Origin of the sequence: Dongia rigui, from assembly GCF_034044635.1 — a bacterium.
Taxonomy (GTDB): Bacteria; Pseudomonadota; Alphaproteobacteria; order Dongiales; family Dongiaceae; genus Dongia; species Dongia rigui.
Map to the genome: position 1 here is coordinate 306,104 of NZ_JAXCLX010000003.1, position 25,219 is coordinate 331,322.

Consider the following 25,219-nt stretch of genomic DNA (forward strand, 5'->3'; position numbering starts at 1 on the left):
GGACCGCTTTTCATGAACTTCTCGCAATTCTTCATCCAGCGGCCGATCTTTGCCGCGGTGCTGTCGCTGATCATCCTGATCGGCGGCGCCATCTCGCTGTTCCAGCTGCCGATCAGCGAATATCCCGAAGTCGTGCCGCCGACCGTCGTCGTGCGCGCCACCTTCCCCGGCGCCAACCCGAAGGTCATCGGCGAGACCGTCGCCGCCCCCTTGGAACAGGCGATCAACGGTGTCGAGAACATGCTCTACATGTCCTCGCAATCGACCGCCGACGGTAAGATGACCCTGACGGTTACCCTGGCGCTCGGCACCGATCTCGACAACGCCCAGGTCCAGGTGCAGAACCGCGTCACGCGCACCCTGCCCAAATTGCCCGAAGAAGTGCAGCGCATCGGCATCACCGTCGACAAGGCCACCCCCGATCTCACCATGGTGGTCCATCTGCTGTCACCGGATAACCGCTATGACATGCTCTATCTGTCGAACTATGCGCTCCTCAATGTGAAGGACGAGCTCAGCCGTCTTGACGGTGTCGGCGACGTGCAGCTCTTTGGTCTCGGCGAGTATTCGCTGCGCGTCTGGCTGGATCCCACCAAGGTGGCGAGCCGCGGCCTCACCGCCACAGACGTCGTGCGGGCGATCCGCGAGCAGAACCGCCAGGTGGCAGCCGGTTCCTTGGGCGCGCCGCCCTCGCCCGGCGACAATTCTTTCCAGCTCTCGATCAACACGCAGGGCCGCCTCGTTACCGAGGAGGAATTCCAGAACATCGTCATTCATGTCGGCGAGAATGGCGAAATCACGCGGTTGCGCGATATCGCCCGCGTCGAACTCGGCTCCAACCAATATGCCCTGCGCTCGCTGCTCAATAACAAGCCGGCCATCGCCATTCCGGTCTTCCAGCGGCCGGGCTCGAACGCGATCGCCCTCTCCGATTCTGTCCGCGCCAAGATGGCCGAGCTGAAGCAGAAATTCCCGGAAGGTGTCGACTATTCGATCGTCTATGACCCCACCATCTTCGTGCGCGGGTCGATCGAGGCGGTCGTCCACACCCTCCTTGAAGCGATTGCCCTCGTCGTCCTCGTCGTCGTGCTGTTCCTGCAGACCTGGCGCGCCTCGATCATTCCGCTGGCGGCCGTGCCGGTCTCCCTCATTGGCACCTTCGCGGTGATGCATTTCTTCGGCTTCTCACTCAATGCCCTGTCGCTTTTTGGCCTGGTGCTGGCCATCGGCATCGTCGTCGATGACGCCATCGTCGTCGTCGAAAACGTCGAGCGCAATATTGAGCTGGGGCTAAAACCCGTCGATGCGACCAAGCGGGCGATGAAGGAAGTGACCGGGCCGATTGTTGCGACCGCCCTGGTGTTGTGCGCGGTCTTCATTCCGACCGCGTTCATTTCCGGCCTCACCGGCCAGTTCTTCCGCCAGTTCGCGCTGACCATCGCCATCTCGACGGTCATCTCGGCCTTCAATTCGCTGACCCTCTCCCCGGCGCTCGCGGCCTATCTGCTGAAAGGCCATGGCGAGAAGAAGGACGGTTTCTCGCGCTTTCTCGACTTCCTCTTCGGGCGCTGGCTGTTCCGTCCCTTCAACAAAGCCTTTGAGAAGATGAGCTTCGGTTATGTCGGCACGGTGCGCCGCGTGCTGCGCGGCTCCGCCATCGCCCTCTTCGTCTATGTGGGCCTCGTGGCCCTGGGCTGGACCGGCTTTGCCAACACGCCGACCGGCTTCGTGCCGCAGCAGGACAAGCAGTATCTGGTGGCTTTCGCGCAGCTGCCCGATGCGGCGAGCCTCGACCGCACCGAGGACGTGATCAAGAAGATGTCGGACATGGCCCTCAAATATCCGGGCGTACTCGACACCGTGGCCTTCCCGGGCCTCTCGATCAACGGCTTCACCAACAGCCCCAACAGCGGCATCGTCTTCGTCTCGTTGAAGCCCTTCGACGAACGGCGCGACCCGTCACAATCGGCCGGCGCCATCGCCGGGGCCCTCAACGGCCAGTTCGCCTCGATCCAGGATGCGTTCATCGCCATCTTCCCGCCGCCCCCGGTGCAAGGCCTGGGAACCATCGGCGGTTTCCGCGTCCAGATCGAAGACCGCGCGCAGCTGGGTTACGAGGAGCTGTTCAAGGAGACCCAGAACATCCTCGCCAAGGCGCAAACGGTGCCCGAGCTTGCCGGCCTCTTCTCCTCCTACCAGATCAATGTGCCGCAGATCGACGCGGACATCGATCGCGAGAAGGCCAAGACCCATGGTGTCGCGATCAGCGATATCTTCGACACCATGCAGGCCTATCTCGGCTCGCTTTATGTGAACGACTTCAACCGCTTCGGCCGCACCTTCCAGGTCAATGTCCAGGCCGACCAGCAATACCGCCTGGAGCCGGAACAGATCGGCCAGTTGAAGGTCAGGAACGACCAGGGCGAGATGGTGCCGCTCTCGACCTTCGTGAAGGTCAAGGACGCCGCCGGCCCCGATCGCGTCAGCCACTATAACGGCTTCATCACGGCCGAGATAAATGGTGGTGCCGCACCAGGCTATTCCTCGGGCCAGGCACAGGCGGCCATGGAAAAGCTGCTGGCGCAGGAACTGCCCAATGGCATGACCTATGAGTGGACGGAACTGACCTACCAGCAGATCCTCGCTGGCAATACCGCCCTCTTCGTCTTCCCGCTCTGCGTGCTCCTCGCCTTCCTGGTGCTGGCGGCGCAGTACGAAAGCTGGGGCCTGCCGCTGGCGGTGATCCTGATCGTGCCGATGACGTTGGTCTCGGCGATCGCCGGTGTCATGTGGACGGGTGGCGATAACAACATCTTCACCCAGATCGGCCTCATCGTCCTTGTCGGTCTGGCATGTAAGAACGCCATCCTCATCGTCGAGTTCGCGAAGGACAAGCAGGAGGAAGGCATGGACCGCATCGCCGCGGTGCTCGAAGCCTGCAAGCTGCGTCTGCGCCCGATCCTGATGACGTCGATCGCATTCATCATGGGCGTGGTTCCCTTGGTGACCTCGACCGGCGCCGGTGCCGAGATGCGCCACGCCATGGGTGTGGCCGTCTTCTCCGGCATGCTCGGCGTCACCTTCTTCGGCCTGCTGCTGACACCGGTCTTCTATTCGCTGATCAGGAAGATCGGCGAGGGGCGGAAGCCGGCGGCAACGGTGACACACCAGCCGGCGGAGTAAGAAGCCCCCTCACCCCAACCCCTCTCCTCGCAAGCGGGGCGAGGGGCTCAGAGGAACCGCTCGGCCGTAACTCCCTCGCCCCGCGATAGCGGGGAGAGGGTCGGGGTGAGGGGTTGGATCCGCGCCCTTACCAACAGGTATAGCCACCATCGACAACAACGACGCTGCCGGTCATGAGGCTGGCGGCGTCGCCGGCGAGGAACAAGACCACCGAGGCGATCTCTTCCACTTCGCCGAGGCGCGCCATCGGCGTGCCGCCGATCCAGGCGTCATACATGGCGGGCTTCGACTTCACGAAGGCATTCAAGGGCGTGTTGATATAGGTCGGCGCCACGGCGTTGACGCGGACGCCGCGGGTGCCCCATTCGGCGGCCAGTGACTTGGTCAGGTGATGCACGCCGGCCTTCGAGGCATTGTAGAAGGCCTGTTCCTGCGGCTTGTTGACGATGAAGCCGGACATCGAGCCGATATTGATGATCGACCCGGACTTGGCTTTCAGCATGTGATTGCCGAAGGCGCGGCAGCACCAGAAGGTGCCATTGAGATTGACGTCGATGACGTTGAGCCAATGCTCGTCTGTCACCGTCTCCGCCGGCGTCTCGCTGCGCGCGATGCCGGCATTGTTGACCAGGATGTCGATCTTGCCATAGCGCTTCACGACGTTGTCGGCGGCCTCATTCACCTGCGCCGTCTTGGTCACGTCCATCTCAGCGACGTCGACGTCGTAGCCCTTCTTCTTCATCTCCGCCTGGCCTTCGGCGGCGACCTTCATGTCATTGTCGGCGATGACGACCTTGGCGCCGGCTTCGGCCAGCGCTTCGACACAGGCAAGGCCGATCGCACGGCCACCGCCGGTCACCAGAGCCACGCGATTGTCGAGCTTGAATTTGTTGAGATACATCTTGGCTTCTCTCTGTTCCTATAAGAGCCGCGCGGGTCACGCGCTTTCAGCTCATCCAATTGCCGCCATCGACATTGAGTGTCTGGGCGACGACGTAATCCGCATCGGCCGAGGCGAGGAACACGGCGGCACCGGTATGGTCCTGCGGCGTTCCCATGCGACCGAACGGCACGGCTTCCCCGACAAGCCGCTTCTTTTCTCCCAGGGGTCTTTTTTCATACTTTGCAAACAGCGCGTCGACCTCGCCCCACATGGGCGTGTCGACCACACCCGGCGCGATGCCATTGACGTTGATCTTGTATTTGATGAGATCGAGCCCCGCCGATTGCGTGAGGCTGATGACGGCCGCCTTGGTCGCGCAATAGACGGAGACCAGCGCCTCGCCGCGCCGCCCCGCTTGGCTGGCCATGTTGACGATCTTGCCGCCGCGCCCTTGCGCGATCATTTGCTTTGCCACCGCCTGCAGCGTGAAAAAGAGGCCCTTCACATTGACGTCGAAGAGGAAGTCCCAGCTTTTCTCGCTGACCTCGACAATGGGCGCCAGATCGAAGACGGCGGCGTTGTTGACCAGGATGTCGATGCCACCGGCACGTGTGACCACAGCCTTTACCATGTCGTCGATGGAGGCCTGCTTGGTGACGTCGAGCGTCACAAAAAAGGCCTTGGGCCCCAGCTTCTTGGCCAGCGCCTCACCGTCATGTTGCGCGAGATCGGCAATGGCGACGGTTGCCCCTTCGGCCACATAGGCCTCGACAATGGCAGCGCCGATACCGCGCGCGCCACCCGTTACCACCGCGACTTTGCCAGCCAGCTTCATCAGCGGATCGCCTTCCCGTCACTGTCGAATCGATGAAGGCGCGTCTCATCTGGCACCAGGCCGACGCTGTCGCCGACTTTGACCGCCATCTCGCCGGAGCAACGGGCGGTGAGGGTGCCGATTTCCGGCACATCGACATAGAGGAACGTGTCGGCACCGAGATGCTCGGCCACCGCCACCGAGCCGACCCAACCTTGGCCCTGCTTGTTGACGCCGAGATGTTCGGGGCGCACGCCGATGGTCTTGGCACCCTTCTCCTCGGCGAGGCGGCCCGTGATGAAGTTCATCTTTGGCGAGCCGATGAAGCCGGCGACGAAGAGATTGTTGGGGCGTTCATAGAGGTCGAGCGGCGAACCGGATTGCTCGATCTTGCCGGCACTCAAGACCACGATCTGGTCGGCCATGGTCATGGCTTCGACCTGGTCATGGGTCACATAGATCGCCGTGGTGCCGAGCTGGCGCTGCAGGCGCGTCAGCTCCAGGCGCATCTGCACGCGCAAGGCGGCGTCGAGATTGGAGAGCGGCTCGTCGAACAAGAAGGCCTTGGGCTCGCGCACGATGGCGCGGCCGATGGCGACGCGCTGGCGCTGGCCGCCGGAAAGCTCGCGCGGCTTCCTCTCCAGGTAGTTGGTAAGATTGAGGATCGCGGCCGCATCCTCGACTTTCTTGTCGATCTCGGCCTTCGGAAGCCCCGCCATCTTGAGGCCGAAGGCGATGTTGCCGCGCACCGACATATGCGGATAGAGCGCGTAGGATTGGAACACCATCGAGAGGCCGCGCTTGGCGGGCGGCACATCGACGACATTGGTGCCGTCGATCATGATGGCACCACCCGTCACATCCTCGAGCCCCGCGATCATGCGCAGCAAGGTCGTCTTGCCGCAGCCAGAGGGGCCGACGAAGACGACGAAGGAGCCGTCCTTGATCTCGAGATCGGCGCCTTTGATGATGTCATGGGCGCCGAAGGATTTGCGCACGCCCTGCAGGGTGATGCTGCCCATATCAATGTCCCCCGATCACTTTTTTCATTTCCCAGATCATCATTTTCATTTCACCGCGCCGAAGGTGAGGCCGCGGACCAATTGCTTCTGGCTGAACCAGCCCAGCACCAGGATGGGCGCGATGGCGAGCGTCGAGGCCGCCGAGAGCTTCGCCCAGAACAAACCTTCGGGACTCGAATAGGAGGCGATGAAGGTGGTGAGCGGTGCCGCTTCCGAGGTGGTGAGGTTCAAGGTCCAGAACGCCTCGTTCCACGCCAGGATCACATTGAGGAGAAGCGTCGAGGCCAGGCCCGGGATCGCCATCGGTGTGAGCACATACACAAGTTCCTTGAGCGTCGTGGCGCCGTCCATGCGCGCGGCTTCCAGGATGTCCTTGGGGATTTCCTTGAAATAGGTGAACAGCATCCACACCACGATGGGCAGATTGCCGAGACACAGGACGAAGACCAGCCCGGCGCGGGAATCGAGCAGGCCGAAATCGCGGAAGATGAGATAGATCGGCACCAAGACGCCGACCGATGGCATCATCTTGGTGGAGAGCATCCACAGCAGAATATCTTTGGTGCGGTGGCTCGGCGCAAACGCCATCGCCCAGGCCGCGGGAATGGCGATAGCCATGGCGATGAGGGTCGAGCCGCCGGCGATGATGACCGAATTCATCGCGTGATGGAGATAATCGCTGCGCTCCTGCACAACGGCGTAATTCTCGGTCGTCCAGTCGAAGAACAGGAAGCTCGGCGGCATGGCGAAGGCTTCGAGCTCCGTCTTGAAGCTCGCCAGCACCATCCACAGGATGGGGAAGAAGATCAGGAAGCCGACGAAGAACGCGGCGGCGGTGTTGAAGACCTTGCGACCGGTGGTGACGCGCTGTGCCATCGCTCACGCCTCCAGATTGCGGCCGACGATGCGGACCAGGAAGAAGGCGACGATATTGGCGATCACCACGGCGATGAGGCCGCCGGCGGAGGCGCCGCCGACATCGTATTGCAGCAGCGCCTTCGAATAGATGAGGAAGGCGAGGTTCGTGGTCTGCGTACCCGGGCCGCCGCCGGTGGTGACGAAAATCTCGGCAAAAACGGTGAGCAGGAAGATGGTCTCGATGAGGATCACGACGGTGATCGGTCGCGCGAGATGCGGCAGCGTGATGTAGAAGAAGATCGAGAACGGGCCGGCGCCATCCATCACGGCCGCTTCCTTTTGCTCCTCATCCAGCGATTGCAGCGCGGTGAGAAGAATGAGGGCGGCGAAGGGCAGCCACTGCCAGGACACGATCAAGATGATCGAGAAGAGCGGCATGTCGGTGAACCAGTCGACCGGTGTCGCGCCGAGAATCTGCGCGATCCAGGCAAAGAGGCCGGAGACCGGGTGCATCAACAGGTTCTTCCAAACCAGGGCACTCACCGTCGGCATGACGAAGAAGGGGGCGATCACCATCAGGCGCACGATGCCTTGGCCGAACATCTCCTGATCGAGCAGCAGGGCGATAAGGACGCCAAGGACAATGGTGATGGCAAGGACCGAACCCACCAGAACGAGCGTGTTGCGCACCGAAGCCATGAAGGCGGGGTCGGTCACGAAATAGGTGAAGTTCTCGAGCCCGACAAAGGTCTCCATGCCGGGGTTCAAGAGATTGTAGTTGAGGGTCGAGAAATAGATCGTCATCGCCAGCGGGACGATCATCCAGAACAGCAGCAAGGCGACCGCAGGCGAGATGAGCAGACGGCCGATGGTTCTGGTTTGTTGTGTGGCCATGACGCCCTCCCCGACTCTTTTGCTTCGTCATGGTCGGCGAAGGCCGACCATCCACGACTTTATCGGCAGCAACCGAGGTGTTGGATAGAAACTCATGGATGGTCGGCCTTCGCCGACCATGACGATAAGGGTATGCGAGCGGCGGAGACCGCCGCTCGCAACACTTCGCTTACTTAATGTAGCCGGCGCGGGTCATTTCACGCTCGACCGCGGTCTGGGCGGCGGCCAGGGCGTCGTCGACGCTGGTGGTGCCGGCAAGCGCTGCCGAGAAGTGTTGACCGACCGTGGTGCCGAGGCCCTGGAATTCAGGGATGGCGGCGTATTGCACGCCGACATAGGGCACCGGCTTCACCGTCGGATGGTCCGGGTCAGCCGAGTTGATCGAGTCGATCGTCGGCTTGGCGAAGGGGGCTGCCTTCAAATATTCCGGGTTGTTGTAGAGCGAGGTACGGGTGCCCGGCGGCACGTTGGCCCAGCCTTCTTTCGAGGCCACGAGTTCCGTGTACTTCTTCGAGGTCGCCCAGGCGATGAACTTCTCGGCGGCTTCGACCTTCTGCGAGCCAGCGGGGATCGCGAGGCTCCAGGCCCAGAGCCAGTTGGCGTTCTTGCCGAGGCCCTTGTTCGGCGCCAGCGCGAAGCCGACCTTGTCCGCGACCTTCGAATCCTTCGGGTTGGTCACGAAGGACGCAGCGACGGTGGCATCGATCCACATGCCGCACTTACCCGCGTTGAACAAAGCGAGGTTTTCATTGAAGCCGTTGGAGCTGGCGCCCGGAGGGCCGGCATCCTTCATGAGGTTCACATAGGTCGTGAGCGTGTCTTTCCATTCCGCGCTGTCGAACTGCGGATGCCACTTCTCGTCGAACCAGCGGGCACCGAAGGAGTTCGACATGGCAGTGAGGAACGCCATGTTCTCGCCCCAGCCGGCCTTGCCGCGCAGGCAAATGCCGTAGGTCTCGGTCGACTTGTCGGTCATCTTCTTGGCGGCGTCGACGATGAAGTCCCAGGTGGGCGCTTCCGGCATTTTGAGGCCGGCCTTCTCCATCAGGTCGGTGCGGTACATGACCATGGAGCTCTCGCCGTAGAAGGGTGCGGCGTAGAGCTTGCCGCCGCTTGAAAGGGCGGCGCGGATTTTCGGCAACAGATCGTCGACATCGTAATCGGCGCCGAGATTGTCGAGCGGCACCAGCCATTCCTTGCCGGCCCAGATCGGCACTTCATAGGTGCCGATGGTGAGCACGTCGAACTGGCCGCCCTTGGTGGCGATGTCGGTCGTCACCTTCTGCCTGAGCACGTTCTCTTCCAGGGTCACCCACTTCACTGCGATGTCGGGATTGGCCTTGGTGAATTCCTCGGTGAGACCCTGCATGCGAATCATATCGCCGTTGTTGACGGTGGCGATGGTCAGGGTCGTTTCGGCAAAAGCGGTGCTGGTAGCAAAGATCGATGCGGCCCCAATGAGGCCGGCTAGCAGTCTGTTCATTGTCATCCTCCCAGAGCCTATCGTGAGCATATGCTCCGATATTGAGCATACGCTCACACCAGGACGTGCCTGTGTCAATGCCAATTCGACGCTGCGTCGCAGCAAGGGGCGCACTCGGCGGCCGGCGCCGAGGGATTGGCGATGAGCAGGTGAGATTTTTCAGTCGGCCCCCACCCCCGCCGACGTATGTCGGCATTCGCCGACGGGCCTCCCCCTGAAGGTGGGAGGGCTTTGGAGCGAGGCGGTTGCGACGGCTTCTCTCGATCTCTTCGTCGTTTCTCTTCAGATTCCCACTCGGTACCGCTCGGACAGGTGAGCCGGCCGTGCGTGTCGGCCGTGACGGGCGGAGCTTCCTGCTGCGCCGAAGGGGAATCCGGTCACCGCATCGGATCCGGCGGGGATGGGTGTTTCCTCGACCATCCGCAAGGACGCCCTTGTCACCCCATGGCGCTCGGGGGATCGCTCATCCGTCCGATCCGGGAGGCCGGTTTGAAGCCACCGGCCGGGGCCGCCCCCACAATAAAGGGGAGCCGATATGTACGGCCTGCGCCGTGGCAAGGCTTGCGCCGATCGACAACCGAGCGGTCCCGGATGGGCACCGGGGAGAATTCGTGTGCACATCTCAACTAGTATCAAATTCCTAGTCGCTTGTCAAGAACAAATTGGGAACTTCTTGAAGGGGCCGCAGTCCGGCACATCCATGGATCCCCGCTTTCGCGGGGATGACAGATGGGGTGGTTGGGCCGTTGCCTCTTTGTCACCCCCGCGAAAGCGGGGATCCATCGGCGTGTTGTTCCGGAGGTTGCTTAGCCGAGCAGCGCTTTTGCTGTGGCTTCGTCGGTGATGAGGCCGTTGAGGATGCCGCCTTTGAGGGCCGCGCGCATGGCGGTGACTTTGGCTTGGCCGAGGGCGGCGCCGACGGTGAGGGATTCGGCCGGGACCCGGTGGGGCACGGAGGTCACGCGCTTGTTGGTGCCGGCATCGATGACGCGGCCCTCGGCATCGAAGGCCCAGGCGGTTACCTCGCCCACCGCGCCGAGGCGCATGAGTTCGAGGAGTTCGTCGCGCGTGATGAAGCCGTCGACATGAACCTGGGCGCCCTGGTCGATCTGGCCGATGCCAACCAGGCGCAGATCGGCATTCTCGGCAATGGCGCGCACGCGGGTCACCGCCGCGATCTGCAGCAATTGCGACCGCTCGGCCTCGGAGGAGACGAAGACGGGGAGAGGCATCGGGTAATGCCGCGCCTTGGTGAGATCGGCAAGGCGCGCCAGGGGATCGAAGAAGCTTGCCGAACCGTCGGGCGAAATGTTGCCGACCAGCGAGACGACCTGATGGTTGGGGCAGTCCATCGGCGCCAATTGCTCGACCGCAGCACGCATGACGCGGCCGGTACCGATGGCGATGATGACGGGCTTTTCCGAGCGCAGCGTCTGTTCCAGCAAGGCGGCGGCCCGTTCGGCAAGGCCCGCCACATTCAGCGGATTGGCGAGATCGGTCGGCGCCACTTCGCAATATTTCAGCCCGTAGCGATCCTTCAAGCGCTTGGCGAGTTCCATACAAGCGGCGATGGGATGTTCGAGGCGGAAGGTGATCAACCGCTCGGACAGGCAGAGCGAGACCAGGCGCTGTGCCGTGGCGCGCGACACCTTGAGCTTCTTGGCGATCTCGTCCTGGGTGTGGCCAGCGATGTAATAGAGCCAGCCGGCGCGGGCGGCATCGTCGAGGCGCGAGCTTTCGCCGTCATTGGCCATGGCCGGCACCTTGGGCGAATTGGAGCGCCTGTTCGATTTCGCTCATATGCGTGAAAACACGGTCGGCGCCCGCCGCCAGCAGATGGCCGGCGCCGTCACGATCCTTGTAATGGCTGCCGCCGACAAACCCCCAGACACTCATTCCCGCCGCCTTCCCCGCCGTGACGCCGCTGGCGCTGTCCTCGATCACTAAACATCGGCGAGGTTCGCGCTGCATCGTCGCGGCCGCCAGCAGGAAGAGATCCGGCGCCGGTTTGGCATGGGCAACCATGCCGGCCGTGAAGATGCGGCTTTCGAAGTAGGGGGAAAGGCCGACCAAGTTCAAGGAGAATTTGATCCGCGCCAAATCGCTCGACGAGGCGAGGCAATGCGGTATTTCAAGCGCTTGCAGGAGTTTTTCGATATGCGGCATGGCTTCGAGGCCGCTTGAAAAGGCGGTCTCGATATCGCGCCGCAAGTCTGTGACGAAGATTTCCGGCATGGCCCGGCCGAGGGCCGCTTCGTAATGGCGCGCCACCTCAGCCAGGCTGCGGCCCAGGAAGCGCTGCATCACCTCGGCCAGATCGAGAGAGATGCCGTGTTGGCGCAACTGATGGTGGACGGCGCTGCAGGCCAGCACTTCGCTGTCGATGAGAACGCCGTCGCAATCGAAGATGATGAGGTCGAACGCCGCCATGGCCCGCTTGCCAAATGGAACAAGGGGCGCACGGTAGGCCGAGCGGGCGCGCAGTTCAAGACAGGTGGAGAAGTCTTACTTCTTCACGATCCATTCGTGCTGGGGATCGTTCTTGAAGCACCAGCGGCGCTCCGGCCCCGCCATCACGTTGAGGTAATAGAGGTCGTAGCCGTGGGGAGCGCCGACCGGGTGATAGCCTTCTGGCACCATCACCACATCGCCATTCTCGACCGCCATGGTCTGGTCGATCGAGCGGTCATCAGTATAGACGCGCTGGAAAGCAAAACCCTGTGAGGGGTTGAGGCGGTGGTAATAGGTCTCTTCCAACTTCGTTTCGACGGGTGCCGCCGAGGTGTCGTGCTTGTGCGGCGGATAGGAAGACCAATTGCCGCCCGGCGTCACCACCTCGACCACCAGCAGGCCATCGGCCGGCGCGGTCTCGGGCAGGATGTTGTAGACATGGCGGACATTGCTGCCCTTGCCGCGTTCCTCATAGGCCACGTCCTTGGGTGCGATGAGGCGTATGGGCGAACTGCCCTTGCCGCCGGGTGCGGAACACACCGCCAGTTCGACATCACTGAGTGCCGTCACATGGCAAGGGATGCCGGCCGGGGCATAGACGGAGTAAGGCGCCTTCCCTTCAAAAGGCGAGTTGCGCTCGCCGATGTTGCGGAAGGTCTCATTGCCCGCCGCGACATCGGCGCGACCGGCGACGAGGACGAGGCAGTGTTCACGCGCATCGGCCGCGACGTCGATCTTCTGCCCGCTCTTCAAGTGATAAAGATCGAAGCCGACATGGCCCCAGCCCGCACTTTGCGGCGTGATGTGATGCACCCGCCCCTGCGCATCAGGGGCTTTCGACTTCACGAGTAAATCCCGCTGGGCCATGATCGGACCTCTATCCTTCAGCCAACGACTTTCAGCTTGGCAGCCTTCGCCGTGGCGCGCAAATGGGCGTTGCCGAGCTCGGCATAGATCTTCGGGTTGAAAAGACGGGGATCCTGCTCGGCTTCCTGCACCAGCCAGCCCTTGTATTTGGCCTTGGCGAGGATGCCCAGGATCTTGCCGTAATCGACAATGCCATCACCGGGCGCGGTGAAAAGACCGCACAGCACCGCTTCCGAGAAGGAGGTATCGCGGCGGCGGCAGGCTTCGAGGGCATAGCGGCGCACGTCCTTGCAGTGGACATGCTTGATGCGGCTGGCATGCTTCTTGGCGACGGCGACGGGATCGCCGCCCGCCACGGTCATGTGGCCCGTATCGAGCAGCAGGCCCACTTCATAGCCGGTGTTCTCCATCAGCCGGTCGACATCCTGCTGGCTTTCGATGGGTGTGCCCATGTGGTGATGAACCGCCATCTGCACGCCGTGCCCCAGCATGTAATCGGCCACCTCGGTCATGCGGATGCCAAGCTTCTTCCAATCGGCAGCACTCGATACTTTCGGGCGCTGCGAGAAGCCGGCGCCGACATTGAGCACGATGTCGTTGGTGGTTTCGGCAAAGACCATGACCTTGGCGCCGCAGCCCTTCATGAGGGCGAGGTGGTCCTGCATCGCGGCGATTTCTTCCTTGGTGTCGCGGGCGAGGAGCCGCGCGGAGTACCAGCCGGAGACAAGCTTCAGATCATGCCTGTCGAGGAGCGCCTTCAGTTTCTTTGGCTGCTTGGGGTATTTGCGCCCCAATTCGACGCCGCTGAAGCCGGCTTCCCGCGCCTCGGAGAGCAGCGTGTTCAAGGGAATGAGGTCGCCGAGCCAGCCCATGCAATCATTGGTCCAGCCGATGGGGTTGATGCCGAGAGTGACGGTCATGATCTGTTGCTTCCGTTACGTTGCTGTTTCACTTTTGACCCGTCAGGGCCTTTTCATATTGGGCGCGGGCCGCGTCCACCTGGCCGCGGGTCGAGACTTCCGGCACCGGCACATCCCACCAGGCACCGCCATCCGGCGTCGAATCCAAGGGGTCGGTATCGATGACGATGACGCTGGTGCGGTCGTTCTTCTTGGCGCGCTCCAAGGCCGCTTCGAGGTCGGCGATGCTGGTGACCTTTTCGGCGATGGCGCCCATGGCGCGGGCATGCGCCGCGAAGTCGATCTTCACGTCGCGCACGCGCTTCACATCTTCAAAGAGATTGTTGAACGGCCTGCCGCCGCAGGCCTGCTGCAGGCGGTTGATGCAGCCGAAGCCGCTGTTGTCGGTGATAACGATATCGAGCTTGGCGCCCATCATGACCGAGGAGACGATCTCGGAATTCATCATCAGATAGGAGCCGTCGCCGACGAAGACGATGACGCGGCGGTCGGGATGCGCCAGCTTGATGCCGAGGCCGCCGGCGATCTCATAACCCATGCAGGAATAGCCGTATTCGAGGTGATAGCCCTCGGGCCGATGCGCGCGCCACAGCTTGTGCAACTCGCCCGGCATGCCGCCGGCGGCATTGATCATGATATCCTCAGGTGCCGCCGAGCGGTTGACGGCGCCCAGTACCTGGGCATCGGAAGGGAGTGCGTTGGCGGCACTGGCCTTGGGCGAGGTGCGGGCGTCGACGGCGGCGTTCCAGGCCTTCGCCCCCTCTGTCGCCTTCGCGGTCCAGGCGGCAGGCACCTTCCAGCCGGCGAGCGCCGTTTGCAGCGACTGAATGCCGGCCCGCGCATCGGCCACCAGCGGCAAGGCATTCTGCTTCACCGCATCGAAGCTTGCCGTGTTGAGCTGGATGAGCTGGGTGCCGGTCGCCCAAAGATAATGCGAGCCCGTGGTGAAGTCCTGGAGGCGCGTGCCGATGGCGAGGATGCAATCGGCATTGCGGGCAAGGTCGTTCGCGGCCGTTGTGCCCGTGACGCCGATGCCGCCCATCTGCAGCGGATGGTTCCAGGGGAGTGTCCCCTTCCCCGCCTGGGTTTCGGTGACCGGGATGCCGTGGCTTTCTGCGAGTTGCGCCAGCGCCGCACCAGCCTCGCTGTATTTGACGCCGCCGCCGGCGATGATGAGCGGCGCCTTGGCAGCGCGCAGGGCAGCGACCGCACGGTTGAGTTCCGTGGCATCCGGCGCCGGGCGGCGCCAGTGATGGAGGCGCTTCTCGAAGAAGCTTTCCGGATAGTCGAAGGCCTCGGTCTGCACGTCCTGCGGCAGGCAGAGCGTCACCGGACCGCACTCGACGGGATCGGTCAAAACCCGCATCGCCTGCGGCAAACTAGCGAGGATCTGGTCGGGGCGCGTGATGCGGTCCCAGAGCCGCGACACCGGCTTGAAGCAGTCATTGGCGGAAAGGGTCGCGTCCTGGAAGCTTTCGATCTGCTGCAGCACGGGGTCGGGACGCCGGTTGGCGAAGATGTCGCCGGGCAGCAGCAGCAGCGGCAGGCGGTTGACATGCGCCACGGCGGCGGCCGTGATCATATTGGTGGCGCCAGGCCCGACGGAGGTGGTGCACCCTAAGATGCGGCGGCGGTGATGCGCCTTGGCAAATGCCACGGCGGCATGCGCCATGGCCTGTTCGTTCTGGGCGCGGTAGGTCGGGAAGTCGTCGGCGACATCGGCCAAGGCTTCACCGAGGCCCGCCACATTGCCGTGGCCGAAGATCGCGAACATGCCGGCGAGGATCGGCTGTCTGACGCCGTCGATCTCGATCTCCTGCGCACGGAAATAGCGCAGCAGGGCCTGGGCCATGGTCAGTCGGATGGTCTTCATGACATTCTTTCCTTTAGGCGACCGCGCTATGCCCGCTGCGGGCGCCGCGCCAGACATCGATCAGGCGACGATAGCGCGACGCAACCTCGGTGACGAATTCCGAATCCGAGAGGCGGTCCTGCAGCCAGGCTTCCGCCGGCTGCGAAAAGACCGAGCGGCCGATGGCGAAGCCCTTGCAGATCGGCTGGGTCGCGGCGGCGGTGAGGGTCCGCACCAGATCGGGTTCCGGCGCATCGAGCCCCAGCAGCAGCACGCCGCGGCAATCGGGATCGCGGGCGCGGACGATGTCGCTGATGGCGTTCCAACCGGCCTGGTCGTCGGGTGCCGCGAGCTTCCACCAATCCGGCTTGAGGCCCAATTCATAATAGCGGCGGATCATGGCGGCGACGGTCTGCCCATCGCCCGGATTGGTCTTGTCGGGGATGATCTCCAACAGCAATTCATGGCCGCTTTGCCGGCAGGCAGCGAAAAGGGCCAGCAGGCGGTCCTCCTGCGGTGCCGTGATCTCCGGCCCGTCGGCGGGTTTTTGATAGACGAGGCATTTCACCGTGTGTTCGACCGGCCATTCGCGTAAAGTCCCGCCGATATCGCGGCCACCTTCGAAGACCAGCGGAATGTGCTCGGGAAGCTCGACGGGCCGCGCGATCCAATGGCCCCGCCCGGTGGCATGGGCCAGCACATCGCCGCCGAAGCGGTCGTCGAGGATGATGCCGAAAGCCGGATCGGCACCGAAGGCCTTGTCGGCGGCGTCATAAATGAGGCGCTTCAACACCGGAATGCGGGCCTGGGCGGCGCCGACCTGTTTGGCCAGGCGCTCCAGCTGCACGCGGTGATCGAAGGCGAGCGCGCAGATTTCCGGCGAGAGATGCCGGCGCGTCGTCGCCCAATGGAGATCGTTCAAGGCCGCATCCTTGCGCAGCGCATGTTCCTTGCTGCCTTGTTCCAGGAAATGTTTCAGTTCCCGCCAGGTGGGGCTGGCCGGGGCGCAGCCATGGCGCGAGACGACCAGCGCACCGCAGGCATTGGCCATACGCATCGCGTTTTCCAATGTCTCGCCACCGAGCAGCCCGCGCAGCAGGCCGCTCATGAAACCGTCGCCGGCGCCCAGCACATTATAGACCTCGACCGGGAAGCCGGTATCGACCAGGGCGCCCTCGATCTGGGCCGGGATTGCGTCGGGATAGGCGACGCAACCCAGCGGCCCGCGCTTCATGACGATGAGGGCCGGTGTCTTGGCGCGGATGTTCCGGAGTGCCGTCAAGGTATCGGTCGAGCCGCCGGCGATATGCACCTCTTCTTCCGTGCCGACCACGATATCGCAGTCGGGCAGGATGGATTGGAGATGCGTGGTGACGGCCCTATTGTCGACGAAGCGGATCTCGCCCGTGCCATGGCCGCCGATGCCCCAGAGGACCGGGCGATAGTCGATGTCGAGGATCGTCACGGCTTTGTTGGCGCGCGCGATCTGCATCGCGCGCTTGCTGGCGGCAGCGAGATTGGGCTTCGAGAGATGGGTCCCGGTCACCAGCACCGCCCGCGCCTCGTTGATGAAGGCGGGGTCGATATGCTCGGCCTCCAGGGCCATGTCGGCGCAGTTCTCGCGGTAGAAAATGAGCGGGAAATGTTCCTTGTCGCGGATGCCGAGAATGACGAGGGCGGTCAACCGCGTGGGATCGGTGGCGACCCCGCGTGTATCCACCCCTTCGGCGGTGAGCTGTTCGCGGATGAAGCGGCCCATATGCTCGTCGCCCACCCGCGTGATGACGGCGGAAGCCAAGCCCAGGCGCGCCGCACCCACCGCGATATTGGTGGGGCAGCCGCCGATATATTTGGCAAAGGACGCCATGTCCTCGAGCCGCCCACCGGCCTGCTGGCCGTAGAGGTCGACCGAGGAGCGGCCGATGCTGATGACGTCGAGCTTGCGGTCGGATTTCGGCGGGAACTTCATGCCGCACTCGCGGCCTTCAGTTCCGCTTCAAGATCGACCAGTTCCTTGCCGCCGGCCATCATTTCGAGGACCGCATCTCGCGTGACGTCGGCCTTGCGGAATGTGCCGATCGAACGCCCGCGGTTGAGGATGGTGAATTCGTCCGCCACGGGATAGGCGTGATGGACATTGTGGGTGATGAAGATGACGGCAAGGCCGCGGGCGCGGGCGCGGACGATGATGCGCAGGACCACCGAGGCCTGATGCACGCCAAGCGCCGAGGTCGGCTCGTCGAGGATGAGGACGCGGGCGCCGAAATGCACGGCGCGGGCGATGGCGAGGCACTGCCGTTCGCCACCCGAGAGCGTGCCGACGGCTTGTGTCGGGTCGCGCACATCGATGCCGAGATCCTTCATTTCCTTCCGCGTCGTCTCGCACATGAAATCCCAGTCGAGGCGGCGGAAGGGCCCCTTGCCCGTCGTCGGCTCGCGGCCCATGAAAAAATTGCGGGCGATGCTCATCAGCGGCACGGTGGCGAGGTCCTGAAACACCGTGGCGATACCACGATCGAGCGCATCGCGCGGCGATTCGAGGACGACCGGCTGACCGTCGATGAGGATCTTGCCTTCCGTGGGCTTGTGCACGCCCGACAGCGTCTTGATCAGCGTCGATTTTCCGGCGCCGTTATCGCCGAGGAGGCACAGCACTTCGCCGGCCCTGGCCGCAATCGACACGCCGCGCAAGGCGATGACCGTGCCGAAGAACTTGCTGACGTTGTCGAGGGCGAGGACGGGGTTCGAGTCAGTCATATGTCACCTCACCGCGATCCCGTCACGCGTTTGCGGACGTAGTTGTTGAAGAGCACCGCCACCAGCACCATGACGCCGAGGAAGACCTTGAACCAGTCGGTGTCGACGCCGGTATAGAAGATGCCCATCTGCACCGTGCCGAAGATGAGTGCGCCGAAGGAAGCACCGACCGCCGAGCCGTAGCCGCCGGTGAGCAAGGTGCCGCCGACCACCACGGCAATGATCGCCTCGAACTCCTTCTGGGTGCCACGGAGCGTGTCGGCGGAACCGGAATCGAGCACCTGGATCGCGGCAAAGAGTGTTGCCGTCATCGCCATCGCCATGAAGAGCAGGATTTTGACGCGGGCCACCGGCACGCCGACATTGCGCGCCGCCACGGGATCGCCGCCGGTGGCGAAGATCCAATTGCCAAAGCGCGTGCGCAGAAGGATCCAGGTGGCAACCGCGGTCAGGCCGATCCACCAGACGACCGAGATCGGCAGGCCTTGCGCCAGCGGCAGACCGTCCGGCCGGGTCGCGATCCAGCCCATCTTGCCCATCCAGACGAAGAAGTCTTCGAAGACGACCCCGGAGAAGTAATGGCCGATGGGGTCGGTCGCCACCAATTCGTTGACGCCGGAAACCTGGGTGCGGTTGGTGATGCCGCGGGTGAGCGCCAGGGTGAGGCCGCGCAGCACGAAGAGACCGGCCAGGGTCACGATGAAGGACGGCAGGCCCGTGCGCACGACGATGAGCCCGTTGATGAAGCCGACCAGGGCCGACAGGGCGAAAGCCAGCAGGATACAGGCCCAGAGCGGCCAGCCCCAGACCATGGACGGAATGGCGATGACCATGCTGGAAAAGGCGATCATCGAGCCGACGGAGAGGTCGAATTCGCCACCGATCATGAGGAGGGCAGCGATGGCGGCGAGGATGCCGAGCTGGGCGGAGACTTCGAAGAAGTTCACCATGCCCTTGGCGCTGAACATGCCGGAATCGCCAGCGACGGCGAGGAAAAAGATGAAGACCAGGATGGTGCCAGCGATGGCGCCCATCTCGGGGCGGGTCATCAACTGACGCCAGCGCGATTGCTTCAACACCCGTTCGTCGCGCACCGCCGGCCGTTGCGCCGCCCCGGCTTCGATGGGTACGGCCTGGGCTGCCGGAAGATCCTGCTGGCTCATCGTCTCTTGCTCCCCTGTCCGCCGCTTGGTTTCATGAGACCTGCACCGTTCATTGCGGCGCTTGATTTGCGGCAGTCATTTCTATTTACTGGCCATGATGGAACAAAATTTCTAAATTTCAACAAAAATCGTGCGCCGCGTTTTGCGCAAAAGTGCTGGGAGAGGATCTATCGCGATGACTCGTTTGCGTATTGGCGTGTTCGGTGCCGGCATGGTGGCCCAGGTGGAGCATGTGCCGAATCTGGTGCATCTGCGGGAGAAGTTCGAATTGGTGGCGGTTGCCGATCCGTCGGCCAAGGCGCGCGGCTTCATGGAGAGCCGATTCGGTGTTGCGACCGATCCCAGTTTCGACGCCCTGTTGCAGCGCAAGCTTGACGCCGTCCTCATCGCCGCCCCCGATTTCGCCCATGTGAGCGCCGTCGAGAAGGCACTGACGGCCGGGCTGCATGTGCTGGCGGAAAAGCCGCTCTGCTACGACCCCAAGGATGCCGACAGGTTGATCGCGGCGCAGAAAGCCGCGGGCAAGGTCGTGCAGGTCGCCTATATGAAGCGTTTCGACCAAAGCTATGCGGCAGCCCTCGGCCTCATCGAGGGTCTTGGCGCGAAGCTGCGCTACATCTCGGTCGAGAAGACCGAGCCGGATGCCAGCTACCAGATGGGGCATCATTTCTACCGTGCCAGCGATGACGTGACGCCGGAGATGATCGCCGAAGGTCGCGCCGAGACGCAGAAGCAGGTGACGGCGGCGCTCGGCAAATCCATCAGCGGCGCCGTCTTCCGCGGCTATACCGGCGCCTTTTGTTCAAGCCTGGTGCATGACGTCAATCTGGTGCATGGCTTCCTGGAGCATCTGGGGATCAAGCAGGTCGAAGCCAGCGCCGCGCATGTCTTTGCCGGGGCCGAGGGCGCCAGCGCCACCATGCGGGTGGGCGGCGACCAGGCACTGTGGCAGATGGTGCATATCAACGTGCCGCATCTCGCCGAATATCGCGAGCGGGTGGCGCTGCATTTCGACGACCGCATCGTCGAGCTGGTGTTCCCGGCACCCTATCTCAACCACCAGCCGACGCGCCTCATCGTGCAGCGCTCCAATGGGCAGCGTTATGAGACGACGGAAGTGCGCGACGGCTTTGCCGAGCCCTATATTGCCGAACTGGAAGGCTTTCACATGGCCGTGACGAGCGGCGCACCGGTGAAGACCGGCATTGCGCACGCGAAGACCGATATGACGCTTATCGCTTCGATCGGGAAGCTGGCTGCCGCTTGAGGGCGGCAGCTTCGAGGCGGTGGCCGAGGGCCAGCACCAGGGCCACCGCGAGGCAGGTCGTGGCGGTGAGCGAGCGGATGCCCTTGATCTGGGCCTCCTCCACCTCGAAGCGGATGTCGGCCAGCGAGACCAGGGGGCTCAGGCCCTTATCGGTGATGGCGATGATCTTGGCGCCTTGCGCCTTCGCTTGGCCGACGACGGAGAGCGTTTCGGCGGCATAAGGCGTGAAGCTGATGGCGATGAGCGCGTCGTCGCCGGAGAGGAGCCGCGCCTGTTCGCCGCTCATGCCGCCGATGCTGTCGAGCAGGACGGCGCGCTGGCCGAGATGCGACAGCGCATAAGAGAGATAGGCAGCGACCGGGAAGGACCGGCGCTGCGCCGTGACACCGATGATACGGGCGCCGGCCAGCATGTCGGCGACACGTTCGAGATCGGCTGCCGGCACGTCGCGGCCCAGACGGTCGAGCGAGGCGCTGTCGGCGCTGATCAATTGAGCGAGGACGCCGTTCGATGCCGCATTGCCGACATCATCGCTTTCAGCGGCGCGGATACGCTCGCCATAGCTCACCACCCGGTCGATGAGCCGCGAGCGGAACACCTGCTGCATGTCGGAAAAGCCATCGAAGCCAAAGAGCTTGGCAAAGCGAATGAGGCTCGAAGGCTGCACCTTCGCCTTGTCGGCGATATTGGCCACGGTCTCGAGCGCCACGAAATCCGGCTGCTCCATGGTGAATTCCGCAATTTGCAGCAGGCGCTTGGGCAATTGGTCATGCCGCTCGGCAATCTCCTGCTTCAGCGATTCGTAGGTGCGTTCCAATCATCTCTCCTGCCGATCCCGCCGGCTTAGTGCCGTGGCCAAGGCGTGAAATCAAGGGCCTGGATCGACGCCAGAATGAATACTTAAAAGCTCTGTTGATAATGGAACAAAATTTCTGTATCGTCCAGCCAACAGAATAAGTTTTCGCAAGTGCGGCAAAAGACCCACGGCGAAAACTGGGAGTTGGTTGCGCTGCGGAGGGAGACCGTATCGACCATGCCTGCACAACAAGCAGCAGTGAAACAAGTCGTCGTGCATGAGGACGATCTTGGCATGTGCCATGGCGCCAATGCGGCGTTCCTGGACCTGTCGCAGCGCGGCGTCTGCACCTCGGGTTCGGTGATGGTGCCCTGCCCCTGGTTTCTGGAAATGGCCGACATGCAGGCCAAGCACCCAGAACTCGATATCGGCGTGCACCTGACGCTCAACGCGGAAAAATCGTTCTATCGCTGGCGGCCCCTGACCAAGGCGACCCGGGCTGCAGGCCTTGCCGATGCGGATGGCTATTGCTGGAAGACGGTCGGCGAATTGCGCCGCCGCGCAGCGCCGGAGGCGGTGGAGGCGGAGCTTCGCGCCCAGATCGATACGGCGCTGGCGGCAGGCATCGATGTCACCCATATCGACAGCCATATGGGTGCCTTGCTGTGCCCGGAATTCGTCGAGACCTACGCCAAGGTGGCGCTGGACTATCAGCTGCCGGTGCTGCTGACGCGCTCCTATGCCGATTATGACCCGCGCCACAATCTGGGCGACCTCAGTGACACGGCGCCGCTTGGCCGCGCGGTCGCCAAGGTCGAGGCAGCGGGGATCGCTCTGGCGGACCAGGTCCTGGAAACACCCTGGGTGCGCCAGGACACGGCGCAAGCGGCCTATGCCGAGTTGATGGCGCGGATGAAGCCGGGGCTCAATTTCCTCGCCCTCCATTTCAACGCCCCGGGCGAGATCGAGGTGATCGAGCCGGGCTCGGCGCATATCCGCACCGAGGAATTCGCCCTGTTCCAGGACAACAACTTCACCGGGCCGCTTCTGGCCGATTGCGCGCTGCTGGGCATGCGGGCTTTCCGCGATGCCTTGCGCGCGGAGAAGCGGAAGCAGGCCGCGACCCGGCACTAAGCCTGGCACCAAGATTATGTTCAAGGAGACCAAACAGCGTAACGACACCAATCAACGCAGAGAGAAAGAATAGGGAGGCTGAAATGAAAAGGTTTGGATTGAAATCCGTCATCACGGCAGCATCGATGGCCGCATCCTTGCTGTGGGCCGGCGATGCACTCGCCCAGGCCAAGGAAGCCAAGGACGTCCGCATCGTCTTCGTCACGCATGGCCAGGCCAACGACGTCTACTGGTCGGTGGTGAAGAACGGCATGCAGGCGGCCGCCAAGGCCATGGGTGCGCAGGTTGAATATCACGCCCCGGAGGTCTGGGACGTGGTGCAGATGGCGCAGATGATTGACGCCGCCGTGGCCTCGAAGCCCGATGGCCTGGTCGTTTCCATCCCCGATGCCGCGGCACTGAAGAAATCGATTACCAGTGCCAAGGATGCCGGCATTCCGGTCATCGTCGTCGATAGCGGCGAAGAGCAGATCAAGGAATGGGGCCTCGACCTCTGGGTCGGCGGCGGTTCCGAATATGACAACGGCAAGAAGGCCGGCGAGATGATGGGCGCTGCCGGCGTCAAGGGCGGCATCTGCGTCAACCACGAAGTCGGCAATGTCAGCTTGGATAAGCGCTGCCAGGGCTACACCGATGGCTTGGCGGAAAGCGGCGGCAAGGTCGAAGTTGTCGCGGCAACGATGGATCCCACGGAATCTGCCGGCCGCGTCGAGGCGTATCTGTCGTCGCATCCGGAGACGACGGGTCTCCTGACCCTCGGGCCAACCGTCGCCTCGCCGATCCTCAACCGCCTGCGTGACCTCGGCACGCTGTCGAATATGAAGGTCGGCACCTTCGACCTGTCGCCGGATGTCCTGACCGCCATCGACAAGGGCGAGATGATGTTCGGCATCGACAATCAGCAATACATGATGGGCTATCTGCCGGTCGTGTTCCTGACCACCAAGGCGATGTACGGCACCTTCCCGACCGATGCCGTGCGCACCGGCCCGGCCTTCGTGACCAAGGCCGATGCCGCCAAGGTGCTGGATCTTTCCAAGCAGGGCATCCGCTAAAGGGCCATCTCGGACTTGTCATGACCGGCGGGCGGGTTTGGCTCGCCGGTTTTTTCTTGAAAATTTTGAGGATCACTTCATGTCTCGCGCGATCGGCATCGGCATCGTCGGCACCGGATTCATGGGCCAGGCCCATGCCATGGCGTTCCAATCGGCGCCGCTGATCTTCGGCACCGAAATTGGGGCACGGCTGGTGGCGATCGCCGACATCAATGCGGCGGCTGCCAAGGCCACCGCCGCGCGTTTCGGTTTTGCCAGATCCTATGGCTCCTGGCAGGAGCTGGTGTCTGACCCCGAAGTCGAGCTGGTCGCCATCACAACGCCCAATGCGCTGCATGCCGATATCGCCATCGCGGCGGCGAAGGCCGGCAAGCATGTCTATTGCGAAAAACCCCTGTCGGCCGATCTCAAATCCGCCGAAGCCATGGCCGCGGCAGCGGCGGCATCCGCGGGCCAGAGCCTGGTCGGCTACAACTATCTCCGCTCGCCCGCCATCGCCTATGCGCAGAAGCTGATCGCCGAGGGCGCCATCGGTCATGTCACCTATTTCCACGGCATTTGCGACGAAGACTATATGGCGGATGCGGCGACGCCCTTCTCCTGGCGCTGCCGCCTGGATGCCGCGGGATTCGGGGCGCTGGGCGATCTCGCCTCGCATCTGGTCAGTGTCGCCGTCGACCTGGTGGGGCCAATTGCGCGCGTCGTGGCAGATCAGAAGACCTTCATCGAGAAGCGGCCAGTGCCGGCGGCAGGCGACGGTACCGAGAAGCGCGACGGCTCGGCGGCGCCGGTCACAGGCGAATTGCGCAAGGTCGAGAACGAAGACACGGCCCATGCGCTGGTGCAGTTCAGGAACGGCGCCATGGGCACGCTCATCACCAGCCGGTCGCATTGGGGGCGCAAGGCGCATCTGGCCTTCGAGATTTTCGGCAGCGAAGGCTCGATCCTGCTCGACCATGAGCGCATGAATGAGTTGCAGCTTTATACCAAGCGCAGCGACGACCCGGCCGCCAATGGCTATCGCCGCATCCCGATCGGGCCGGAACACCCGTTTTATGGCAAGTTCACGCCGGCCAAGGGCCACGGGATCGGCTTCAACGATTTGAAGATCATCGAGGTGGCGCATCTGCTGGACGGAATTGCCGGCAAGCACAAGCTGCATCCCAGCATCCCCGAAGCCCTCACCATTGAAAAAGTCCTGCACGGCATCGTCGCCTCCGCCAAGAGCGGCAGCTGGGTCGATCTCTGATGCGTTCAAAGGTGACTTGGAATCGTTTTTGTCATTCCCGCGAAAGCGGGAATCCATCCATGCGGCCGCACGAACCATGGATGCCCGCTTTCGCGGGCATGACAAGATAAGAACGCCCCCGTCAAACTCCGAAACTCTAAAACCCAGGAAACGCCAAAAAGAGCCCGTTGCGGGAACTCTGCCTCGCTTCCGATTGTTTCATTTGATCGGGTCGATGGGAGTACCGGGCGATGGATGGGACCCAAGGTGAGTCCGGGAAGATCGCTAAAGCGCGCCGCGCGGCGATTGCGGCCGAGATCGAGCGTCTGCGGACCACATGGCAGATCGTGCAGGCCCGCATTGACCTTTATGCCGGCCAGCCGGAAATGACTGACCGCCTATTGCCCCTCATTATCGAAGGGGATCGCCTCTCCCTGATGATCGAGCAGTTGGAGCGGGCCAAGGCGGCCGGGCGGCCGACTCCCACGAATCCCGCTATCCCGCACTAATCGGCCGACTCCGGCCGATTTTTTATGCTCCCTTTATGGGGCGATCCCCAATCCCGTCTCGAATTTTTACGGCTGCCGGCCTT

Annotated in this window: 21 protein-coding genes; 6 read left to right on the top strand and 15 right to left on the bottom strand. The window is 63.1% G+C overall.

The window, feature by feature from the left end:
* The first annotated feature begins 12 nt into the window (after positions 1 to 12).
* Positions 13 to 3,183, top strand: coding sequence for an efflux RND transporter permease subunit (locus tag SMD31_RS17135; protein WP_320502143.1), 3,171 nt, complete (start codon positions 13 to 15; stop codon positions 3,181 to 3,183).
* 127 nt (positions 3,184 to 3,310) lie between these two features.
* Here the strand turns inward: SMD31_RS17135 and SMD31_RS17140 are convergent, their stop codons facing one another.
* The 14 genes from SMD31_RS17140 to SMD31_RS17205 form a co-directional block, all read right to left on the bottom strand.
* Complete coding sequence (locus SMD31_RS17140) at positions 3,311 to 4,084, bottom strand: SDR family NAD(P)-dependent oxidoreductase (RefSeq protein ID WP_320502144.1); 774 nt, start codon at positions 4,082 to 4,084, stop codon at positions 3,311 to 3,313.
* A gap of 46 nt (positions 4,085 to 4,130) precedes the next feature.
* The gene (locus tag SMD31_RS17145; protein ID WP_320502145.1) at positions 4,131 to 4,901 is read right to left on the bottom strand and encodes an L-iditol 2-dehydrogenase; all 771 of its coding nucleotides are present in this window, start codon (positions 4,899 to 4,901) and stop codon (positions 4,131 to 4,133) included.
* Positions 4,901 to 5,902 carry an ABC transporter ATP-binding protein gene (locus SMD31_RS17150; protein WP_320502146.1) on the bottom strand — a complete coding sequence of 334 codons (1,002 nt, stop codon included), beginning with the start codon at positions 5,900 to 5,902 and terminating at the stop codon, positions 4,901 to 4,903. The genes SMD31_RS17145 and SMD31_RS17150 overlap by 1 nt, the downstream gene beginning before the upstream one ends.
* Before the next feature lie 45 nt (positions 5,903 to 5,947).
* Positions 5,948 to 6,778 (bottom strand): carbohydrate ABC transporter permease, encoded by an 831-nt coding sequence (locus SMD31_RS17155; RefSeq protein ID WP_320502147.1) that lies wholly within the window; start codon positions 6,776 to 6,778, stop codon positions 5,948 to 5,950.
* Positions 6,779 to 6,781: 3 nt separating this feature from the next.
* Complete coding sequence (locus tag SMD31_RS17160) at positions 6,782 to 7,654, bottom strand: carbohydrate ABC transporter permease (RefSeq protein WP_320502148.1); 873 nt, start codon at positions 7,652 to 7,654, stop codon at positions 6,782 to 6,784.
* 169 nt (positions 7,655 to 7,823) lie between these two features.
* Complete coding sequence (locus tag SMD31_RS17165) at positions 7,824 to 9,137, bottom strand: ABC transporter substrate-binding protein (protein ID WP_320502149.1); 1,314 nt, start codon at positions 9,135 to 9,137, stop codon at positions 7,824 to 7,826.
* An 806-nt stretch (positions 9,138 to 9,943) separates the two neighbouring features.
* Positions 9,944 to 10,891 carry a sugar-binding transcriptional regulator gene (locus SMD31_RS17170; protein WP_320502150.1) on the bottom strand — a complete coding sequence of 316 codons (948 nt, stop codon included), beginning with the start codon at positions 10,889 to 10,891 and terminating at the stop codon, positions 9,944 to 9,946.
* On the bottom strand, positions 10,881 to 11,567 hold the full coding sequence (locus SMD31_RS17175) for an HAD family hydrolase (RefSeq protein WP_320502151.1): 687 nt from the start codon (positions 11,565 to 11,567) through the stop codon (positions 10,881 to 10,883). The genes SMD31_RS17170 and SMD31_RS17175 overlap by 11 nt, the downstream gene beginning before the upstream one ends.
* A gap of 75 nt (positions 11,568 to 11,642) precedes the next feature.
* Entirely contained in the window at positions 11,643 to 12,434 is a 792-nt protein-coding gene (iolB, locus tag SMD31_RS17180) for a 5-deoxy-glucuronate isomerase (RefSeq protein WP_320502152.1), read from the bottom strand.
* 38 nt (positions 12,435 to 12,472) lie between these two features.
* Positions 12,473 to 13,375 carry a myo-inosose-2 dehydratase gene (gene iolE / locus SMD31_RS17185; protein ID WP_320502153.1) on the bottom strand — a complete coding sequence of 301 codons (903 nt, stop codon included), beginning with the start codon at positions 13,373 to 13,375 and terminating at the stop codon, positions 12,473 to 12,475.
* A gap of 28 nt (positions 13,376 to 13,403) precedes the next feature.
* Complete coding sequence (gene iolD, locus SMD31_RS17190) at positions 13,404 to 15,248, bottom strand: 3D-(3,5/4)-trihydroxycyclohexane-1,2-dione acylhydrolase (decyclizing) (protein WP_320502154.1); 1,845 nt, start codon at positions 15,246 to 15,248, stop codon at positions 13,404 to 13,406.
* 13 nt (positions 15,249 to 15,261) lie between these two features.
* On the bottom strand, positions 15,262 to 17,196 hold the full coding sequence (locus tag SMD31_RS17195; protein ID WP_320502155.1) for a bifunctional 5-dehydro-2-deoxygluconokinase/5-dehydro-2-deoxyphosphogluconate aldolase: 1,935 nt from the start codon (positions 17,194 to 17,196) through the stop codon (positions 15,262 to 15,264).
* The gene (locus SMD31_RS17200) at positions 17,193 to 17,984 is read right to left on the bottom strand and encodes an ATP-binding cassette domain-containing protein (RefSeq protein WP_320502156.1); all 792 of its coding nucleotides are present in this window, start codon (positions 17,982 to 17,984) and stop codon (positions 17,193 to 17,195) included. Before SMD31_RS17200 ends, SMD31_RS17195 begins: the two co-directional genes overlap by 4 nt.
* 8 nt (positions 17,985 to 17,992) lie before the next feature.
* Positions 17,993 to 19,147, bottom strand: a complete 1,155-nt coding sequence (locus tag SMD31_RS17205) for an ABC transporter permease (RefSeq protein ID WP_320502157.1) — start codon at positions 19,145 to 19,147, stop codon at positions 17,993 to 17,995.
* A 175-nt stretch (positions 19,148 to 19,322) separates the two neighbouring features.
* Between SMD31_RS17205 and SMD31_RS17210 the strand changes: the two genes are divergently transcribed.
* Positions 19,323 to 20,414, top strand: coding sequence for a Gfo/Idh/MocA family protein (locus tag SMD31_RS17210; protein ID WP_320502158.1), 1,092 nt, complete (start codon positions 19,323 to 19,325; stop codon positions 20,412 to 20,414).
* Here the strand turns inward: SMD31_RS17210 and SMD31_RS17215 are convergent.
* Positions 20,380 to 21,231, bottom strand: coding sequence for a MurR/RpiR family transcriptional regulator (locus tag SMD31_RS17215; RefSeq protein ID WP_320502159.1), 852 nt, complete (start codon positions 21,229 to 21,231; stop codon positions 20,380 to 20,382). The two genes, SMD31_RS17210 and SMD31_RS17215, sit on opposite strands and share 35 nt — an antisense overlap.
* A 216-nt stretch (positions 21,232 to 21,447) precedes the next feature.
* Here SMD31_RS17215 and SMD31_RS17220 point away from each other — a divergent pair, with 216 nt between their 5' ends.
* The 4 genes from SMD31_RS17220 to SMD31_RS17235 all read left to right on the top strand — a co-directional run bounded on the left by SMD31_RS17220 (position 21,448) and on the right by SMD31_RS17235 (position 25,136).
* On the top strand, positions 21,448 to 22,344 hold the full coding sequence (locus SMD31_RS17220; RefSeq protein ID WP_320502160.1) for a polysaccharide deacetylase family protein: 897 nt from the start codon (positions 21,448 to 21,450) through the stop codon (positions 22,342 to 22,344).
* Positions 22,345 to 22,427: 83 nt separating this feature from the next.
* Positions 22,428 to 23,399, top strand: coding sequence for a rhizopine catabolism ABC transporter substrate-binding protein (locus SMD31_RS17225; RefSeq protein WP_320502161.1), 972 nt, complete (start codon positions 22,428 to 22,430; stop codon positions 23,397 to 23,399).
* 79 nt (positions 23,400 to 23,478) lie between these two features.
* Positions 23,479 to 24,648 (top strand): Gfo/Idh/MocA family protein, encoded by a 1,170-nt coding sequence (locus SMD31_RS17230; RefSeq protein ID WP_320502162.1) that lies wholly within the window; start codon positions 23,479 to 23,481, stop codon positions 24,646 to 24,648.
* A 230-nt stretch (positions 24,649 to 24,878) separates the two neighbouring features.
* Positions 24,879 to 25,136 (top strand): hypothetical protein, encoded by a 258-nt coding sequence (locus tag SMD31_RS17235; RefSeq protein WP_320502163.1) that lies wholly within the window; start codon positions 24,879 to 24,881, stop codon positions 25,134 to 25,136.
* Positions 25,137 to 25,219: the final 83 nt, after the last annotated feature.